Genomic DNA, 20,276 nt, shown 5'->3' with positions numbered 1-20,276 from the left:
AAGAAACATTACACTTCAAGTTTCACTTTATTGCGCTTGCATTCCTACAATTGGAATGGTAGCCCACTTCGGCATATTTTTCTTCACTTTCGCTACTACAATAGTCATATCATCATTTATATAACCATCGCCAGATCGAATCACCTCTTCCATAATGATATCAGCAATTTCTTGCGGATCTTCAGTTTGTAACTCTTTAATTTTCCGCTTCATCCATAACTCGTGATTCTCCACATGCTGCGCGCCCTCAAAAATCCCATCACTCATCATAATAAGAATATCACCTGTTTTTAATTGCTCACCCACTACATCAACTTCAACATCCTCGATAATTCCCATTGGCAAATTACTTGCTTCAATTTTCAAAATATTATTTGCGCGTTTAACAAAACTCGGCGTCGATCCAATCTTTAAAAACTTCGCACTCGCATCCCGTAAATCTACCATAGCTAAATCTAACGTCGTAAACATCTCTTCTGTTGTTCTTAAAGAAAGAATAGAGTTAATAGACTTAATCGCTATTTCTTCATCAATGCCTGATTGAAGTATTTTTTGTAATAATTTCACCGTTTCTTTACTCTCCATATGAGCTCTTTGCCCATTTCCCATACCATCACTAATTGCAAGGGCATATTTCCCAACACTTAAATCCATCATCGCATAAGAATCACCCGAAACAAACCCACCGCCTTTCGCGGCTGTGGCCAAGCCGGTATCAAGGGAATACGTTTTTGCTGAACCAAATGATATTAAACTGTGCCCATTCGGATAAGAAGATTTTTCTTCATGTTTCACAACTATGTTTTCCTTCAGGATATCAGAAAGCATTGGTGCAACTAATTTTTCACACTCTCCATGTTCATTAGATGCAACTGGAATCAACATTTCAATATCAATACTTCCTCTATCTAAACAATAAATATCAACATGCTCTATTTCTACACCAAAATCACGAAACGCTTGCAGAATCTGTTCTTCCTGTACTTGATGATTTTCTCTTTCTCTTTGTATCTCCTTAGCAAAATCCTCCATAACTTTTGATACACCTAACAATTGCTCCGCTACTATTCTACGATTTTCTTTCATTTGTTTTCGTAATTTTTGTCCCTCATAGAAGTGATCTAATTCACCCGCTACTAAATCCGTCACTTTCTTGCCTCTTACGCAATGCTTGTCCCATTCACGAACTAACTTCCGATTATGCTGCAGAGTTCCTTCTTCCGTTTCACTCATTATTTGTTTCATATAATCATACGTTTTATCGAAATTAACTACCCAGCATTGGTCCTTTTTAAAGCATGTTTGACATGTTTTTGCAGTAATTGTACTTAAGAACAAATCTGCCTCCGTCTCTTTATCTTCCTCCTCCACATATCCATATACAGAAAAGCTATTAGATAAAGCAGCAAATACATTGGCAAATTGATTGATTTTATTCGCTGTAACATCACGCATTCTTCTTAAATACTGTTGTTGATCTTGCGAATGCTCCTGTGTGCCTGGCATAAATTTAGCAATACGATCCATAACAAGTTTCGGTGTTAATAAAAAGAAAGCAATCGCCATACCAGATTCAATTAAAGTTGTCACAATGTTTGTTTGCTTGTCTACATATAGCGTAATCAAGCTTGTCCCAATTAATAAACCTAAACTAACACCTAAGCGTTTCCCTTCTTTTAACAAACCACCAAGCAATCCAGAAAAGGCAAGCAGACTAAGTTGGGACAAACTAGAGACATTTGCTAAGCTTAATATTAACCCAGTGACGACCCCTACTGTAGATCCTGTAGCCGCTCCTGCGATAAACGCAAACACAAGCACTAAATACCTAGTAAAAATATGTTGAATAGAAGCGTCATATATGAACCAATCTGTTGTACCAGTTAAAACAGATGCTAGTAATATAATTAAACAAACAATTTCTTCTGTCTCTAACGCTTGTTGTTTCCCTTTTCTTTCTACTAAAAGCGGGACACTTTGTAAAAATATCATAGTTAATACGAAGCTAAGCCCTGCCTCAATCGTACTAACGAGTAAATCGTACATGGTAACAGTTTGTTGTGCAAAATATACGACAACTAAATGTGCAGTTAATGCGGAGATAAATACTTGGAATGGTACAAGTCCAACAGTTTTACGTGTAAACCGACTAAAGAAGATATTATAAATGAAGAAAGTAAAAATAGATGCAAAGGTAAAGAATAAATTATCTATCGAAACTGAAAGTGCGCCCCCCATTAGGGCCAAGAATGCGAGCGGCATTTTATCCCGCTTCATAACATAAACAGCAGCAAAAAACGGTAGTGCAAACGGTAAAATGTTTGTTAATATATATGCTCGTCCCAAAAGAAAACCAATAACAACAATAATGAATCCCCATCTAAAGAAAACTTGCTCAAACTTCATTCGCAACTTACTCGTCCACTTTACTCCTCCAAGCTGACCTTCATTCATTGCCAATGCACTTGTATTCATAGTATTCCTTCCTGCTTTAGGCATATTTTTAACACCACCTGCATAGTTTAATTACTGTCATTATAAAAGATGATTATTGGGATTTTTGTCAAAACAACAGTTTTCACTTTTATAATCGTTCGACTTTTTATTCGAAATAACTCTACATATATACACAGTATGTATTTTATTTTTAATATTTTAATCGAACATTCAGAAAATATAGGGTGATTTTGTAGAAGTGTTGTATGTCTTAATTTATTTAACAAAAAAGATCATGCGCATTTGCATGATCTTTTTAGATGACCCGTACGGGATTCGAACCCGTGTTACCGCCGTGAAAGGGCGGTGTCTTAACCACTTGACCAACGGGCCGTTAAATTAAATATAGCGGCGGAGGGGATCGAACCCCCGACCTCACGGGTATGAACCGTACGCTCTAGCCAGCTGAGCTACACCGCCATGTCGTCTTATTTAACGGACAATTAGTATCTTACCTCAGATATAATTTAAAGTCAACACATCTTGAAAACTTTTTTAAAAATATATTTTCACATATAAAAAAGCACCCTGAGCAATCGCCCTGGGCACCTCTCTATATTCTAAGAATTAAACGTTCTTATTATCCGCGACGTGCGCCACGGCCACCACGTTTAGATTCAGTGTTACGCTTTAAAGAAGTTAAACGATCTTCGCTATCCTTTAAGAAACGTGCCATCTTTTGCTCGAATGTTTCTTTTGGAGCACGGTCGTTACCGCCACCACGGTTATCTCTGTTGAAAGAACGATTACGTTGTGGACGTCCAGAACGTTGTTGATCACCACCGCGTTGGTATTCACCACGTGGACGATCTCCTTCTGTTTTTTCACGCTCTTTCGCTTTTTTAATAGATAGACCAATCTTACCATCTTTTTCAACGTTAATAACTTTTACTTCTACTTGGTCGCCCACTTTTAAGTGATCGTTAATATCTTTCACATAATTATCAGCAACTTCACTAATATGAACAAGACCCGTTAAGCCTTCTGGCAGCTCCACAAAAGCCCCAAAATTTGTAATACCTGTTACTTTACCCTGTAACTTGCTGCCTACCTCGATTGACATAAAAAAAATGCTCCTCCTTAGTGGTTAAAAAGTCAAATTTTACTTTATTATATATAATCCTAAAATATAGTGTCAATAAGACATACTCTACTTAGAAACAGGAAAAATTATCTCCCCTTTTCCAGAGAAGAAATAATCCCTTCTAGCAATCTTTAATACGTACTCTTCATCATTTAACTTTTGAACTTCGTCTTTTAGACTCTTTTCTTTGTTCGTTAATGAATCCAGTTCTTTTTTCATGTCCTTAACTTTTGCTTCTTTTGCTTTAATGGAACTGTTTTGTTGATAAAACGTTACACTAATACTCGCAATAATTGTAAAAGCAAAGACAAGAAAAACCGCTAAACGGCGATAAAGTCGCTTCCTGTTCTCATCCGTTTGTATTATATGCTCTTTAACAGGATTTGGACTCTGTTTTTCGATTGTTCTTTGTCTCAGTTCCCTCATTTCCGAGGTCCCCCTAACTTCTTTTTTATACGCTCCCATAATTGGAAGATATGTCCCTTCAATTTTGCTATATATTGCAGGAACCCTACATGCTTCATTATAAAAAGTTTAACACGATTAGGGAGAAGTTTCCATATGAGCGAAGCAATAAATCGAACAGGCCAGAAAAAAACTTTCCATATGAAAAGTAATATCCAAATCACCATTTTCCATAACACATGTCCAATTGAAAGCAGTATACGAAATAAGAATAATATAAATGCAATAAATAGCTGCGCTATAATAATAACAGGTTTTATCATGAGTAGCTGTATAATTTGAACAAAAAAGTGTGTTGTTTGCACAAAAATATAGATGAGAAAATTTAACAGTCTCATGTATATTGCTTTCAACATGCTTTGATATGCCGCAAAACCACATAATAACGCTAAAAATACATATATACGTAGTTCAGCTTCATTTACAAGAAGTAATACGTAAAAAACGAATAATGCTTGGACAATCCAAAATAGTATATCATGTATAAATACAATCCAACGCTTACGTTCTTGACGTTTTAAAAATCGTTGGTATGTATCTAAAGACGCTCCAATCCAAGCACCCATTCCGATCATTGAGAGCATCGTATACAACTGAATTGTTAGACTCATTTAAACAACTTACTAAAGAAGCCTTTAGTTTTCTCCCCTTGATTCTCATCAATATACAGCATCTCATGAACTTTCCCTTTAATCGATACAACACCTTTTTCTACATCTAAATTTTTCATTTGCAAATTTTGACCGCGAATTGTTAAAAAGCCCATTACGGTCTCAAGTAAAAACTCTTCGCTATCAAAACTCTCTACCTGCTTTACACCGGTAATATCAATTACACGTCTGCCACGCATAATAATATCATGCTCTACAGAAACATTTTGTTGATTAGAAGACATAGGTGAGTAACCATTATTCACGTAAATCCCCCCATACATTTATACTAGCTAATAGTAATGTATGAAGGGATAATCAATTTTAGAACAAGCCTTCTTCGGCCTTTACTTTTTCTTCACGAACTAAGCTATACATATTTGCTGCATCTTCTTTTTTAGTCGTTTCTTTCAATTCATTTATTTTTACAGTTACTATTTTTTGACCAAAACGAATTGTTAATTCATCAGCTACTTTTACATCTGAACTTGCTTTTGCCACTTGACCATTAATGGATATTCTTCCTTGATCAGCTACTTCTTTCGCCAATGTTCTTCTTTTAATTAAACGTGATACTTTTAAAAACTTATCTAGACGCATATTAAATCCCCCTATTAACGCTCTGTTTGTTTTGCCTCTTCCCAGAAAATATCTAACTGCTCTAATGATAAATCTTGCATCTCTTTCTTCATTTCAGCTACCTTTGCTTCCATGTATAAAAAACGACTGACGAATTTCTCATTTGTTGAACGTAACGCTTCTTCTGGATCTATTTTATAATGACGAGCTATATTAACAAACGCAAATAGTAAATCGCCAAATTCACTTAACATCTTCGCCTCATCCATGTTTGTAACTTCTTGTTGGAACTCTTGCCATTCTTCTAAGGCTTTCTCTATCATCGGCTGTACATCAACCCAATCGAAACCAACCTTACCAGCTTTTTTCTGGATTTCATAAGCGCGTAGTAACTGCGGCAAACTTTTTGGAACCCCATTTAAAACAGATTCTTTTACAAACCCTTTTTCTTGTTTTTTAATTTCTTCCCAATTGGCAATTACTTCATCGGCATTATTTACATCCGTATTCCCAAATACATGCGGATGACGACGAACCATTTTCTCAGATAAAGTTCGAATAATATCATCTATAGAGAACCAACCTTCGTCCTCTCCGATTTGGGCATGAAGCATAACTTGTAATAATACATCACCCAGTTCTTCTACTAAGTGATCATCATCCTCTTCATCAATTGCTTCTAATACTTCATAAGCTTCCTCAATTAAATATTTCTTTAAAGATTGATGTGTTTGCTTTTTATCCCATGGACAGCCATTCGGGCCACGAAGATCTGCAATAATTTCTCTAAGCACATCAAACTGTTGATACAAGGATGCACGTTCCTGAACTGGTGGTATGTACACACTCGTTAAATTATTCAACTCCGTTTCATGATCTAACATGTACAACGGCACCTTTTTCACTTGCTCAAATGAAGTCCCTGCAGCTGTTACGATATACACTTCATAATCATCTGGCAGCATCTCCATTAATGTTAATTTCACATCTGATGCAACGAATGCGTCATATACCTGGCAAAAGATTAAGTGTTGACGTAATTCTAATTGTCCTCTTTCAAATGATGTAGCGTCAATTAATTGGAATCCTTCAATCGGATCAATCTTAAGACTTGCAAACATAGGATCAAGGAAACTTTGCCCACCTTCAATTCGCACTTCAATATTCGCTACTTCACTTTTTTCCAATAGTAGCTGAACCGTTCTTTCCGCTACAAGTGGATGCCCTGGAACAGCATAGATGATTTCTGCACCTTCAGCTTGTTTTAGCAATGTATTCGCAATTGTTTCATATACAATTTCAAATGTATCATGTGCTTCATATACATTGTCAAAAGCAGTATATCGTATACCTTCTTTCTCTAACTCTTCTATAACGGGATGTTCCTTCGTTCTAACAAACATGTGATCTGCTTCTTTTATTTTTCTATATACACCCATCGTTAACTGATCTAATTCACCAGCACCTAATCCTAAAATAGTAATGATTCCACTCACAACCTGTCACCTCTATCCACTCTTCTTCAATGAACCTTCTTTTTTCTCTTTTTTCATAACGGTTCCTATTTCTGTTTTTGTAAATACACGTAATTTTAAAATGAAAAACATATATGCCAATCCGCCGATGGCTACACCTAACAACGCCTCAAGTGTTGCAACACCTCTATGACTTGTATCCATTACTAATCCAGACATTTGCAATACACGCATAAACATTATTAGTACAAATCCCATACCGATACCACTAATAACTATACCTAACATATTCCGTTTGTCGATAAGCGATTCGGATACAGCTCGCATAAGTAATACACTATTTAGTATAGAAATTACAATTAACGCAACTAGCGTCGCAATTGCAGCTCCCTTCACACTAAAATATGGCATTAATATATAATTTAAAGCTAACTTTAAACAACCGCCAAATATAACGAATATTGCTGGTTTTAATGTTTGTCCTAACCCTTGCAAAATAGAAGCAGTTGTAATCGACAATGAACTAAATAAAATAGATAAAGATAAAATAGATAAAACATCTGACCCATCACTATTTTCAAACAACATAATATTCGTAGGTTGGATAATACAAGTTAATCCAATGGCTGCTGCAAATCCGATAACAAATGTTATTTTCATCGCTAACCTTACCTTTTCTCGAATAAAGGTAAGATCCCCTCTTTCCTTCGCTGCTGTAATAATTGGAATAAGCGACAACGAGAAGGAAGTTGTCACGACAGTACCCAATTGCATAAGCGGGATACTTCTGTCATAAACACCTTTTAACACCTTTGCACTTTCAACTGGCTCTCCCGCTCCAATAAGTAGAGAATAGAAAGAAATAGAATCAGCCATTTGTATAAAAATAAGCACTAAGTTACTAACACAAATCGCTAACCCCTGCCAAAACAGGATTTTTATAATCTTCTTTTTCCCTTTAATCCTCTTTACACTTTTGAAGAATATAGAACGAAAGTCATGACGCATATAAAGTATAAGTACGATAATCCCAATCAATCCACCTGCGATTGAACCGAGCATAGCACCTGCACCAACTGTATATAAATCAAATTCGTGAGCAATTAGGAATAGAGATAAAAATACAATAATAGAAACACGAATCGTTTGTTCTATCACTTGCGAAACAGCTGTTGGCATCATATTATTGAATCCCTGGAAATATCCTCTTGCTACAGATAAAAACGGCATCAATATGAATGAAAAGGAAATAACGCGTAATAGCTTATCTAAGTGTATATCGCCCATAGCTATCGCAATTGCTTCGGCACCAAAGAACAATGTAAAAAATCCTATGAAACCAATCCCTAATAAAAACCAAAAAGATACACAAATAATTTCCTCTGCTTCTTGTTTTTTCCCTCGCTCTAATCGTTCCGCAACCATTTTTGAAATTATAATAGGGAACCCATAAGTAGCTAAAATTAAACAAAATCCATAAAATGGATAAATTTGTTGGTAAATATAAAAACCAACGTCACCCGCTATATTTTGATATGGAATACGGTAAAAGGCGCTTAATACCTTTGTAACAAAACTTGCGATTGTTAATATAATAGCCCCACGCCAAAAGGCTTGATACTTCTTCGATTCCATGCAAGAAAACTCCTTTTTCTATTCTCACCCCTCGTATTATATCATAAAGAAAAGGACAAGCTTCCTTACCTACACAAGTAAGAATACGTTCGTGCAACGTTAGAAATATTCAATGAAAAAAGGTAGCAAAGCGCTACCTTCATTCAATATACATATATCTCCAAATAATTGATTTCTCAAGAAGAAATATCATAATTAGGAAAGATTGCTACTTCTAAAATCATACACCTTTACTGTTCCATTTGTTTCGCTAAGAAACTGGCAGCAGTATTGACCGCCTTGTGCTCTATTTCGCTTATAATCGCTTCTTTTGAAAAAATAATGACAGCCCCAATTGGGTCTCCATTTGCAACAATCGGCCCAACTGTATAAGAATGAACCTTTTCTGTTACACCATCAATAATGGAAATATCACTTTCGTCCGTCATAATAACAGACTTTCTTTCTTCCATCGTTTTTTCAATTAGATCGCCAACGCTTTTATTTAAGTATTCTTTTTTTGATACACCTGATACTGCGATAATAGAATCTCGATCACATACAAGCACATTATGTCCTAAGCTATCATATAAAGCATCTGCATATTCTTTTGCAAAATCACCTAGCTCGCTAATTGGAGAATATTTCTTTAAAATTACTTCTCCATCGCGATCTACAAATATTTCTAGTGGGTCCCCTTCTCGAATACGTAAAGTTCTACGAATTTCCTTCGGGATTACTACCCTACCTAAATCATCAATTCGACGTACAATTCCAGTTGCTTTCATTCTAATGCTGCCTCACTTTCTACTGATGATGAAAGTGGTGAATTTACCTGTTCATGTAAAAATCACCAACTGTTAGACATAGTATTTTACACATTAGTTCTTCTATGCACGTCGAATTGCATTTTTTTATCTAATATTAGGCATTTATGACTTCTTTTTTTACATCTGGCAAGCCTTTTAATAAATTTTCAGCAATTGTTAACCACTTCGATGTCTCTAAGCCATTTGTTTTCATGACGATTTTCAATTGTGATCCTTCCATTCCTAGACCGATCATTCGTCCAAAACTATTTCCAAGCATGAATAATTTTCCGCCATCAATGTTTTGACTCGCTTGTTCTGAGAACAGAATTGTTACTTCAAATTTATTTTGCTTAATTAATTCAATTTGTTCTTTCATTGCTAATACTTTAATATTTGCGATTTGCAATAAGTAACCAACTTCTTGCGGGTAATCACCAAATCTATCTATCATCTCTTTCTGCAACTCTTCAATATCCTCAATTGCAGAAACACCTCTAAACTGTTTATACATCATAATTTTTTGTTTACTATCAGAAATATAAGCATCCGGTAAATATGCATCTACTTCTAAATCAATTTCAACATTAACTGTATTTTCAACTCCGTCTGTTCCTCTACGCTGTTCAATTGCATCTTTTAACATTTGAGAATATAAATCAAATCCGACAGAATCAATAAATCCATGTTGTTCGGCTCCTAACAAGTTACCAGCACCACGAATTGATAAATCTCGCATCGCAATTTTGAAACCAGATCCAAGCTCTGTGAACTCCTTAATGGCTTGCAGGCGCTTCTCCGCAACTTCCGATAACACTTTATCCCGTTTGTATGCAAAGTAAGCATATGCAACACGATTAGAACGTCCAACACGCCCACGAAGCTGATACAACTGCGATAATCCCATACGATCTGCATCAAATACAATTAATGTATTTACATTTGGAATATCTACACCCGTCTCAATAATCGTTGTACTTACAAGAACATCATGCTGTCCTTCTAAAAACGATAGCATAACAGACTCTAATTCACTCTCGTTCATTTTCCCATGTGCATAAGTTACACGCGCATCTGGAACTAACATCGAAATTTCATCTGCTTTTCGTTCGATATCCTCTACACGATTATATAGGAAGTAAACTTGACCACCTCTTGCAAGCTCCCGTTCTATCGCTTCTCGCATTAATGCTGGATTATACTCTACTACATATGTTTGAACCGGGAAACGATTTTCCGGCGGCGTCTCAATAACAGATAAATCACGCACACCAAGCATAGACATATGGAGCGTACGCGGAATCGGAGTTGCCGTTAATGTTAATACGTCAACATTTGCTTTTAATTGTTTAATTTTTTCTTTATGCGTTACACCAAATCTTTGTTCTTCATCAATAATAAGAAGACCTAAATCTTTATAAGTAACATCTTTAGATAAAATACGGTGCGTTCCGATTACAATATCTACTGTGCCATCTTTTAAACCTTTAATTGTTTCATTTTGCTGCTTTCTCGTACGGAATCTACTTAATAATCCTATATTGATTGGATAATCTTGAAAACGCTCTCGAATTGTTTCATAGTGTTGTTGTGCAAGGATCGTTGTCGGCACTAAAATTGCAACTTGTTTTTCATCCATAATTGCTTTAAACGCCGCACGAATAGCTACTTCCGTCTTTCCATATCCTACATCACCACAAAGAAGCCTATCCATCGGACGTCCACGTTCCATATCCTTTTTAATCTCTTCAATAGAACGTAATTGATCCTCTGTCTCTTGATACGGGAAAGAGGACTCGAATTCTTGTTGTTCTGCCGTATCCGGTGTATATGCATAACCCTTTGAAGCTTCGCGCTCAGCATATAGTTTAATTAGGTCATCCGCAATGTCTTGTACAGATTTTTCAACTTTCGTTTTGACCTTCTTCCAATCATTCCCACCCAATTTATAAACTTTCGGATCCTTACCCTCAGATCCTACATATTTTTGCACTTGGTCAATTTGTTCAATTGGAACGTATAACTTATCATTACCTTGATATTTAATATTCAAATAATCTTTATGAACACCATTAATCTCTAATGTTTCAATACCTAAGAATTTACCTATACCATGATTTACATGAACTACATAATCCCCAACTTTTAATTCCGAATAACTTTTAATACGTTCAGCATTCGATAACTTTTGCTTACGTTGTGATTTTTTAACTTTCTTATGAAAAAGCTCTTTTTCAGTAATGACAACAAGCTTTTGCATCGGCATTTCAAATCCTGCATGTAAATCACCTACAGCAATTTGTAACCTTCCAGGCAATAATATATCTGTACCTTCTACAATATCTGCCTCAATATCATAATCACTTAAAATATGTTGTAGTTTTTTCACACGTTCATCATCTGTACCTAACACAACAGTCGTAAAATGCCCTTCGTTCCATCTATCAATTTCAGTTTTCAACAACTGCATCTGCCCATGGAAATCTTGCATTGTTTTACATGTCACATTCACAATGTTTTGCGGATGTGTATGTGCTATATGACGTAAGAATAACGTTAAATATACAAAACTTCTTTTTTTATGATGAAGAAATTCTTCAAACGAATGAGAGAAAGATAAATCTTGAATGATTGTTCCCTCACCGAGAAGGGATATATACCATTCCGCCTCTTCCGTTTCAAGATGTGATGCTGTTTCTTGAATACGTGAAATCTCATCTAGAATCACAACACCATCTTCTGGTAAATAATCTATCAGACTAGCAGGTTCGTTATAGAAAATAGATAAATATTTAAACATCTGTTCTATACTTTGCCCGTTTTTTAACATCTCAATTTCATGACTTACCGTCTCAAGCACTGTAGTCTTCAACTTATCATCAGAAAGTTTTTGCATCGTCTTAGTCAGACCTTCTTCAAGATGCTTAATTCCTGATTTCAATTCTTCCTGCGAAAATAAAAACTCTGTTGCTGGACCAAATCTAACACTTTCTTTTTTATCTTGAGAGCGCTGTTCATCCACATCAAATAGTCGAATAGAATCGACTTCTGTATCGAAAAATTCAATACGAAATGGTAACTCTTCAGTTAGTGGATATATATCTAATATTCCCCCACGCAAACTAAATTCTCCAGGAGCTTCTACCATAGACTTACGCTCATAGCCAATATGATGTAAAGTATGCAAAAATGTATCTAAATCAATCTCTTGCCCTAGACTGATTTCGATTTGCCTTTGCTTCCACAACTCTTTCATTGGTAAAAATCTGCGTAGTCCTGCAACTGGTGCTACAATAATCCCATGCTCTCCTGCAGCTAAGCGATTTAACACTTCAATACGTTGCGCCTTCAATTCTGGGCTTGCAACACCAAGTTCTGATGCTATCAATTCATTTACTGGATATAGCCATACATCTTTTTCACCAAGTAACGCCACTAAATCTTCATGTACTTTTTGTGCTTGATATAAATTATGCGTCACAATAAGTTGTGATTTTTTTGTTTTTTTATATAAGGCCGCCATTAATAACGAACGAGAAGAGGTTGCCATACCTGATACAAGTTGCTCTTTTAAACCATCTTCTAATCCATTAATGACCGATTGGATCTCTTCATTTTTATAAAATTGCTCTAATAAACCTATCATTTTCAAAACCCCTCTCAACATAAAAGAGCAAGCCACTATATTTTATGCAAATATTTCGGAAAAAGAAAACAGAAAAATGCTTTGGACATGCCAAAGCGACAACATTTTATTGCAGAAATTTTTCATATTCATAATACTCAGGATAAGATGCGAGCGTTTCTTGACACAATTCACAAATCGTTTTTATATATATATTTCCATTCTCATGAAAATGAATCATTTCTACTACTTCTTGCTCTGTTAGTTGAAATAAAACGTCGCTATATACTTTTTCTGCGGTAACGGAGCCTACATTACTCCCGCAATGTCTGCAATAATAATACCCTTCCATACTAGCCTCCTAAAAATCCAATTACTGCTAGTATGGGTAAAAATAAAATAAAATATTCCCAATCGTACTCTTAACTATTGAAAGTATTCATAATTTGAAGAAAAGGTTTATTTAACCATTCTTCACATGCATCTGCTGCTTTTTCAATAGAATGATTTACATCAGGAATCTCTTCTGATGTAAAACGTCCTAATATGTAATCTACTACCTTCATTCCATTTTTCGGACGATCGATTCCCATGCGGATACGTTGAAACTCTTGTGTTCCTAAATGTGAAATTGTTGATTTCACACCATTATGTCCACCCGCACTGCCTTTCATACGAAGGCGTAATTTACCTACAGGGATGTCTAAATCATCGTACAGAACAACGAAGTCCTCTACATCAATTTTATAGTAATCCATTAACGGACGAATACTTTCCCCAGATAAATTCATATATGTAAGTGGCTTTAATAAGATTACTTTTTCTCCATTAACAAATCCTGCACCAAATACTCCTTTAAACTTTTGTTCGTTCAAAGAAATATTCCAACGCTTTGCAAGTTCATCAATCGCCATAAATCCAATATTATGCCTTGTTAATTCATATTCTCTACCTGGGTTCCCAAGTCCTACTATCAATTTCATTCTTGTACCACTACTTTCTTTTTTCGATACGAAAAGACGTAACCAATCTTGGTTACGTCTCATTCTATCCAATTAATTGAATAATACACTTACAGATTCTTCTTCGTATACACGAATGATTGCTTCTCCGATTAGCGGAGCAACTGAAAGTTCATGTACTTTGTCGATTATCTTCTCTTCTGGTAATACGATAGAGTTCGTTACAACTAACTCTTTAATATTTGAGTTTTGGATACGCTCAATTGCTGGACCAGATAATACTGGGTGTGTACAGCAAGCATATACTTCAGAAGCACCGTTCTCAACAAGAGCGTTTGCTGCTAATGTAATTGTACCAGCTGTATCAATGATGTCATCAATTAAAATTGCTGTTTTACCTTCAATATTACCGATAATGTTCATTACCTCAGATACGTTCGGACGAGGACGACGCTTATCAATAATAGCGATTGGTGCTTTTAGGCGATCTGCCATTTTTCTAGCACGAGTTACTCCACCGTGGTCAGGTGACACGATTACGATATCTTTAAGACCTTTTGTTTCAAAGTAATCTGAAAGAATCGGTACACCCATTAGGTGGTCAATTGGGATATCAAAGAACCCTTGAATTTGTGGAGCATGTAAATCTAGAGTGATTACACGAGTTGCACCTGCTGTTTCAAGCAAGTTTGCTACAAGTTTCGATGTAATTGGTTCACGAGAACGCGCTTTACGGTCTTGACGCGCATAACCATAGTAAGGAATAACAATATTAATTGTTTTTGCAGATGCACGCTTTAATGCATCGATCATAATAAGTAATTCCATGATATGTTCGTTTACTGGGAAGCTTGTAGATTGAATAATGAATACATCGCAACCACGGATACTTTCTTCAATGTTAATTTGAACTTCTCCATCACTAAAACGATCAACAGAACATTTTCCTAGTCCTACTCCAATATGCTTTGCAATTTGCTCAGCAAGTTCCTTATTAGAGTTTAAAGAGAATACTTTCAAATTAGAATTTAGATATTGAGTCGACATCTAGATTAACCCTCCACATTATGATTTTTTCTTATTCAGCAATTGATCAACATAGTCTTCTTTGTTAACTTGACGTGCACGTGCTACAGACAATGCTTTTGATGGAACATTCTCTGTAATTGTAGAGCCTGCTGCCACATAAGCACCGTCTTCAACTGTTACAGGAGCAACAAGGTTTGAATTACATCCAATAAATACCCCGTTACCAATCACAGTTTTGAATTTATTCTTACCGTCATAGTTCACCGTAATTGAACCACAACCAAGATTCACGTCTTCTCCAACTTGTGCATCCCCGATATAACTTAAGTGTGAAGCTTTACTTCTATTACCAAAAACAGTTTTTTTGATTTCCACGAAGTTTCCAACGCGTACTTCATCTCCAATAACTGAATCTGGGCGAATATGTGCAAATGGGCCAACCGATACTTCTGTACCAAGCTTACTATCATGTACAGTAGATTGACGAATTGTCGTACGATCTCCAATTTCACTATCGCGAATTACTGTATGCGGTCCAATCTCACAATCAGAACCAATTACAGTGTTCCCCTCAATAATTGTTCCTGGATGAAGAACTGTATCACTACCGATAATTGCATCAGCAGAAATATACGTGTTACTTGGATCAATAATAGTAACACCATTTACCATGTTCTTTCGGTTGATACGGTTTTTCATAATAATTTCCGCTTGCGATAGAGCGACTCTGTCGTTAACACCTAACGTTTCATCGAAGTGCTCTGTTTGATAAGCTGATACAATATGACCTTCATTTTTTAAAATTTCAATAACATCTGGCAGGTAATATTCACCTTGTACGTTATCATTTGAAACTTTAGAAAGTGAAGCGAATAAAGCTTTATTATCAAAACAATACGTACCTGTATTGATTTCTTTAATAGCTAATTCTTTCTCATTTGCATCCTTATGCTCAACAATCTTTTCAACATGACCATTCTCATTACGAACGATACGACCATATCCAGCAGGTTCTTCTATGTAAGCTGTTAATACCGTTGCCATTGCCCCTGCTTCTTTATGTTGCTGAAGTAATGCTTCCATCGTTTCAGCAGTTATTAGCGGTGTATCACCACAAATAACTAAAGTTGTTCCTTCTTCGTTTGCAAGTACACTTGCAGCTTGATCTACAGCATGCGCTGTACCAAGTTGTTCTGCTTGTAATGCAAACTCACTTACGTTTCCTAGCTGTTCTTGTACCATTTCAGCACCATGTCCTACGACTGTTACAAGTTTCTGCAATCCTAATTGAGATACTTGATCGACAACATGTTGTACCATAGGTTTTCCACATACAGGATGAAGCACCTTGTATAGCTTAGACTTCATACGTGTGCCTTTACCTGCCGCTAGAATCACTGCAAATCTGTTTGACATATAGACCCTCCATCGCAACCTATTTATCCATTAACGATATTATCCTAAATCATCATATATTTCAAGAAACACATTTTAACTATTAAATTTTACCATAATTCTTATAAGATGTTTTACTCTTTAGTATCTTTTTTAAGAAATAAGCTATACTATTTAAAATGATTTTGAAAAAATTAGAAGTTCCCCTCTTTATTTTATTTAATTCGGAATTTTCTAAACGAGATATATGTATAAACAAAAAAAAACAAACCCCTGTAAATGCTTACAGGAGTTTGTTGCAAAATTATAGGGCTTCCTTTAAAAAGCCCTTTTCATTCGAATTTTACGAAGCGCCCGCTTCTTCAAACTCAACCTCTTCTAACTCGCCTAAACGATGATACTCTGTTAAAACCGCATCTTGAATTTTAGAGCGTGTACCAGAATTAATTGGATGTGCAATGTCACGGAATTCTCCATCTGGAGTACGTTTACTTGGCATTGCTACAAATAATCCATTATTACCATCAATTACACGAATATCATGAACAACAAATTCATGGTCTAGAGTAATAGAGGCAATTGCTCTCATGCGGCCTTCTGTGTTTACGCGGCGTAATCTTACGTCAGTCACTTCCATCTTGTGTTCACCACCCTTTTCTAAATAAGCGATATATTTGTATAAATTCCACAAAATTTCTATTTTCCCTTTAATTTTTTAAAAATTTTTAAGATAAAAATTTTTAGTGTAATTGAATATAGAGATTAGTGGAGGTTATCGCTTACAAAGAATTACTTAACTAGGGCAATTACTTCAATTTCAACTGAAACATCTTTCGGTAATTTTGCTACTTGTACGCAAGAACGAGCTGGCTTATGAGCAGAGAAATAAGATCCATATACTTCATTAACAGCATTAAAATCATCCATGTCTTTTAAGAATACTGTTGTTTTTACTACCGTATCAAATGAAGCACCTGCTTCTTCTAATACTGCTTGTAAATTTTGAAATACTTGCTCTGTTTGTACTGTTACGTCTCCTGCTACAAGCTCTCCACTTACAGTCAACGGAATTTGTCCTGAACTGTAAAACATATTATTTACAATAATCCCTTGTGAATATGGTCCAATCGCTTGTGGTGCATTGTTTGTTTGAACAACTTTCATACTTTTCACCCTTTTATTATTTATTTTTACTCTTTAAAAATAGTGCACGAAAAGCAGTTTGTCCATCTATTTTATAACTTATAAATAGAATAAAAAAAGATAAAGCTATTTGCTTTACCTTTTTACTCAGCCTCTACAAGCCCTTCATCAAATGGTGCCAGTGAATAATTTCCCTTTTCCACTTGAATCGCTTTTTCTTTCACATCAACTTCCGATAGACGAATTAATGATACAAAATTATTAATTAGTCTTTCTTCAATATCCGTAGACTCTACTAATACACCAATACCAACAACATTAGCTTTAAACTCTTCTAACATACTCATCATACCTTGAATGGTTCCGCCAGCTTTCATGAAGTCATCAATAATTAAAACATTGGATCCTTCTGGAAGGCTACGCTTCGCTAACGTCATTGTTTGAATTCGCTTAGAAGAACCTGATACATAGTTAATACTAACAGTGGGGCCTTCTGTTACCTTATTATCTTTTCTTGCAATCACTACCGGTACATCTAAGTAGTTCGCCACTGCATATGCAAGTGGGATCCCCTTCGTTGCCACCGTCATAACTGCATCAATTGGTTGCCTAGCAAAAACAGAAGCAAACAAACGACCTGCGCCATTAATATGACGAGGATTACTTAAAAGATCTGTCATATATAAGTAACCACCAGGCAAAATACGATCTGGATTTTCAAATAAGCTACACAGCTCACCAATAATTAGATCTGCCTCTTCTTCACTTATATATGGTATATATTTCACTCCTCCTGCTGCTCCTGGTATCGTTTGCAATGTGCCGACCCCTTGTTGTTCAAACGTTTGCTTAATAATAACTAAATCTTCACTAATAGAAGACTTAGCTGATTGATACCTTTCAGCAAAAAAAGTGAGAGAAACTAGCTGACGAGGGTTTTGTAACAAGTAATAAGTCATATCAACCAATCTTGTACTTCGTCTAATTTTCATACTCTCACCTCAAATCACGAATATTCTAAACAAATCATAACGTATTATACGTCTTTATTCAAGCGTTTCTCGCTCTCCTAATAAACGTACTGCGTATACTTGTTCACAAAATCCTTTTAATCCGTTATATATACGATGCATTCGCGAATCATGGTGCACAAGACCGAATACAGTTGGACCACTACCACTCATTAATACGGCATCTGCTCCAAATCGCTTCATCTGTGCCTTAATACGTGCAACTTCAGGATGCATCGCAAACGTTACATCTTCTAAAACGTTACCAACAGTATCACAAATCCCTTTGTAGTCTCCAGCATTTATGACATCCACCATTTTATCTACATTTGGATGTGTAACTCGATTTAACTTTAAATTTCCATACACATCAGCAGTAGATACACCAATATGGGGTTTTGCTAAAATAACCCAACAAGAAGGTGGAGTTTTTATGTGCTCAATCTGCTCCCCTCTTCCAGTGGCAATTGCTGTCCCACCATATACGCAAAACGATACGTCTGACCCAATTTCTGCGCCAAGCTCTGCTAACTGATCAATTGTAAGCCCTAAATTCCATAATTTATTAAGGCCACGTAATGTCGCTGCTGCATCACTACTTCCACCCGCTAATCCAGCTGCTACTGGAATCGTTTTTTCAATAGTAATAGATACACCTTTTTTCACATTAAACTTCTCTTTTAATAATTTCGCTGCTTGATAAGCCAGATTTCTTTGGTCGTCTGGGACATACCGATTATGGGATAAAATTTCAATACGGTCTTCTGCTAATTCCATTAGTTCTAAACGATCCGCTAAATCAATTGTTGTCATAATCATTCTCACTTCATGATATCCGTCTTGTCTTTTTCCCAGTACATCTAACGACAGATTAATCTTTGCTGGTGCTTTCACTAGTAGCTTCAATCTATTCACCCACTCTATGTACTCAATCTTTTATCGTTTATTTTACCATAAATTTATAGTAAGACGATGACACTTCCCTAATTATAACGAAAAGCATTCAGAATGAAACTACTTATGTAAAATGATGGCACCTTTTATAGTACAAAAAGCCGAGGAATCACTCCTCGGCTACCGTAGCATAGAAAGTATCTTACAACTACTGGTTTTGTTTCATTAATTGCTGTTCTGCAATTTCTATAGCACGTTTCACCATGTTACCAGCATCTTTCGCACGAATTCCGCCCCATCCTTCTTTCTGAACAACATCATAAAAGCCCAACTCTTTTGCAAGCTCTTCTTTAAATTGATTCGACATGACACCTCTTCGTCTACTCAATGCAGAGTCCCTCCTTATTTTGCTACGGTATCATTAGTATGCAAAATAATATAGCTTTTCATTTGTGGGAATATATGTAACGATACATGAATTATAAAATCACTTCATTATGAGGTTCACCATAAAATGTTAACTCTACTGTCTCTGTTAAAACATCCGCATAACTATACGATACACGTTGTAACGCATCTTCTTGTTGATCCAGTTGTACAACAAAAACAGAACGGTACGTTTCTGCAAGTACACCCGATTGTTCTACAGTTTTTCTTCTCCCACTGTTCGCCTTTAACATCAGTCTCTGTCCAAGATGGTGATCTAATTCGCTTTTAATTTCATCTAAACGTTTTGACATATACTTCGTTACACCTCGCTGTAATTTAGATTGAACACTTAAAACACGATATATCTATCCCAATTATTAACCGCAACTCACAGACAATATCATTATAAAAGCATCATGCGTTCGAATAGATAGAAGAAATACTATATTGTAAAAGTATCATTATGTAGTCTGTGCGTTCTTGTCTCTTTTTATCCAAACTGATTTAAATCCTCTCCAAATAAAAAAGCAAGATACATATTAAAATGTACCCTATAGAATAGACACTTAAAAAAAGTCTATTCTATAGGGTCTTTCTTGTATAATGAGAGAAAAATG

Annotated in this window: 20 protein-coding genes and 2 tRNA genes; all 22 read right to left on the bottom strand. The window is 35.7% G+C overall.

Features of this window, described 5'->3' with window-relative positions; all coding sequences use genetic code 11:
• Positions 1–27 precede the first annotated feature (27 nt).
• Positions 28–2,499 (bottom strand): stage II sporulation protein E, encoded by a 2,472-nt coding sequence (gene spoIIE, locus PDQ33_RS19260; protein ID WP_270394025.1) that lies wholly within the window; start codon positions 2,497–2,499, stop codon positions 28–30.
• 258 nt (positions 2,500–2,757) lie between these two features.
• Positions 2,758–2,829, bottom strand: a tRNA-Glu gene (locus PDQ33_RS19255).
• Between the two features lie 13 nt (positions 2,830–2,842).
• Positions 2,843–2,916: transfer RNA gene (locus tag PDQ33_RS19250), tRNA-Met, on the bottom strand.
• Positions 2,917–3,076: 160 nt separating this feature from the next.
• The gene (locus tag PDQ33_RS19245; protein WP_000021452.1) at positions 3,077–3,559 is read right to left on the bottom strand and encodes a S1 domain-containing RNA-binding protein; all 483 of its coding nucleotides are present in this window, start codon (positions 3,557–3,559) and stop codon (positions 3,077–3,079) included.
• Positions 3,560–3,646: 87 nt separating this feature from the next.
• Complete coding sequence (gene divIC, locus PDQ33_RS19240; RefSeq protein ID WP_001208736.1) at positions 3,647–4,006, bottom strand: cell division protein DivIC; 360 nt, start codon at positions 4,004–4,006, stop codon at positions 3,647–3,649.
• Positions 4,003–4,656: a spore cortex biosynthesis protein YabQ gene (gene yabQ / locus PDQ33_RS19235; RefSeq protein ID WP_000059762.1), complete on the bottom strand. Its 654-nt coding sequence runs from the start codon at positions 4,654–4,656 to the stop codon at positions 4,003–4,005. Before yabQ ends, divIC begins: the two co-directional genes overlap by 4 nt.
• Positions 4,653–4,961 (bottom strand): sporulation protein YabP, encoded by a 309-nt coding sequence (gene yabP / locus PDQ33_RS19230; protein WP_001059101.1) that lies wholly within the window; start codon positions 4,959–4,961, stop codon positions 4,653–4,655. The genes yabQ and yabP overlap by 4 nt, the downstream gene beginning before the upstream one ends.
• Positions 4,962–5,019: 58 nt before the next feature.
• Entirely contained in the window at positions 5,020–5,295 is a 276-nt protein-coding gene (locus PDQ33_RS19225) for an RNA-binding S4 domain-containing protein (protein ID WP_001234876.1), read from the bottom strand.
• 14 nt (positions 5,296–5,309) lie between these two features.
• Entirely contained in the window at positions 5,310–6,770 is a 1,461-nt protein-coding gene (mazG, locus tag PDQ33_RS19220; protein WP_000014266.1) for a nucleoside triphosphate pyrophosphohydrolase, read from the bottom strand.
• A 12-nt stretch (positions 6,771–6,782) separates the two neighbouring features.
• The gene (locus tag PDQ33_RS19215) at positions 6,783–8,384 is read right to left on the bottom strand and encodes a putative polysaccharide biosynthesis protein (protein WP_000444157.1); all 1,602 of its coding nucleotides are present in this window, start codon (positions 8,382–8,384) and stop codon (positions 6,783–6,785) included.
• Positions 8,385–8,614: 230 nt separating this feature from the next.
• Positions 8,615–9,151 (bottom strand): stage V sporulation protein T, encoded by a 537-nt coding sequence (spoVT, locus tag PDQ33_RS19210; RefSeq protein ID WP_000648302.1) that lies wholly within the window; start codon positions 9,149–9,151, stop codon positions 8,615–8,617.
• Between the two features lie 136 nt (positions 9,152–9,287).
• A complete protein-coding gene (mfd, locus tag PDQ33_RS19205) occupies positions 9,288–12,818 on the bottom strand; it encodes a transcription-repair coupling factor (protein WP_270394023.1) in 3,531 nt (1,176 codons plus the stop codon).
• 106 nt (positions 12,819–12,924) lie between these two features.
• Complete coding sequence (locus PDQ33_RS19200; protein WP_000399440.1) at positions 12,925–13,149, bottom strand: anti-sigma-F factor Fin; 225 nt, start codon at positions 13,147–13,149, stop codon at positions 12,925–12,927.
• A gap of 70 nt (positions 13,150–13,219) precedes the next feature.
• The gene (gene pth / locus PDQ33_RS19195; protein ID WP_088106325.1) at positions 13,220–13,780 is read right to left on the bottom strand and encodes an aminoacyl-tRNA hydrolase; all 561 of its coding nucleotides are present in this window, start codon (positions 13,778–13,780) and stop codon (positions 13,220–13,222) included.
• Positions 13,781–13,852: 72 nt separating this feature from the next.
• A complete protein-coding gene (locus tag PDQ33_RS19190) occupies positions 13,853–14,806 on the bottom strand; it encodes a ribose-phosphate diphosphokinase (RefSeq protein ID WP_270756454.1) in 954 nt (317 codons plus the stop codon).
• An 18-nt stretch (positions 14,807–14,824) separates the two neighbouring features.
• Positions 14,825–16,204, bottom strand: coding sequence for a bifunctional UDP-N-acetylglucosamine diphosphorylase/glucosamine-1-phosphate N-acetyltransferase GlmU (gene glmU / locus PDQ33_RS19185; RefSeq protein WP_000071036.1), 1,380 nt, complete (start codon positions 16,202–16,204; stop codon positions 14,825–14,827).
• A gap of 322 nt (positions 16,205–16,526) precedes the next feature.
• Positions 16,527–16,820, bottom strand: coding sequence for a septation regulator SpoVG (gene spoVG / locus PDQ33_RS19180; protein ID WP_000454041.1), 294 nt, complete (start codon positions 16,818–16,820; stop codon positions 16,527–16,529).
• 152 nt (positions 16,821–16,972) lie between these two features.
• On the bottom strand, positions 16,973–17,347 hold the full coding sequence (locus PDQ33_RS19175; protein WP_230673486.1) for a RidA family protein: 375 nt from the start codon (positions 17,345–17,347) through the stop codon (positions 16,973–16,975).
• Between the two features lie 122 nt (positions 17,348–17,469).
• Complete coding sequence (gene purR, locus PDQ33_RS19170; protein ID WP_000702473.1) at positions 17,470–18,318, bottom strand: pur operon repressor; 849 nt, start codon at positions 18,316–18,318, stop codon at positions 17,470–17,472.
• Positions 18,319–18,372: 54 nt separating this feature from the next.
• Complete coding sequence (gene ispE, locus PDQ33_RS19165; protein ID WP_142242868.1) at positions 18,373–19,242, bottom strand: 4-(cytidine 5'-diphospho)-2-C-methyl-D-erythritol kinase; 870 nt, start codon at positions 19,240–19,242, stop codon at positions 18,373–18,375.
• Between the two features lie 196 nt (positions 19,243–19,438).
• A complete protein-coding gene (gene sspF, locus PDQ33_RS19160) occupies positions 19,439–19,618 on the bottom strand; it encodes an acid-soluble spore protein SspF (protein ID WP_001985066.1) in 180 nt (59 codons plus the stop codon).
• 91 nt (positions 19,619–19,709) lie between these two features.
• Positions 19,710–19,970: a biofilm formation stimulator Veg gene (veg, locus tag PDQ33_RS19155; protein ID WP_000044349.1), complete on the bottom strand. Its 261-nt coding sequence runs from the start codon at positions 19,968–19,970 to the stop codon at positions 19,710–19,712.
• Positions 19,971–20,276: the final 306 nt, after the last annotated feature.

The sequence above is a fragment of the Bacillus cereus group sp. Bc031 genome, from assembly GCF_027716265.1.
In the GTDB taxonomy this organism is placed as follows: domain Bacteria; phylum Bacillota; class Bacilli; order Bacillales; family Bacillaceae_G; genus Bacillus_A; species Bacillus_A paranthracis.
The sequence above is the reverse complement of the archived record's forward strand: the minus strand, read 5'-3'. Positions and strand labels throughout refer to the sequence as shown.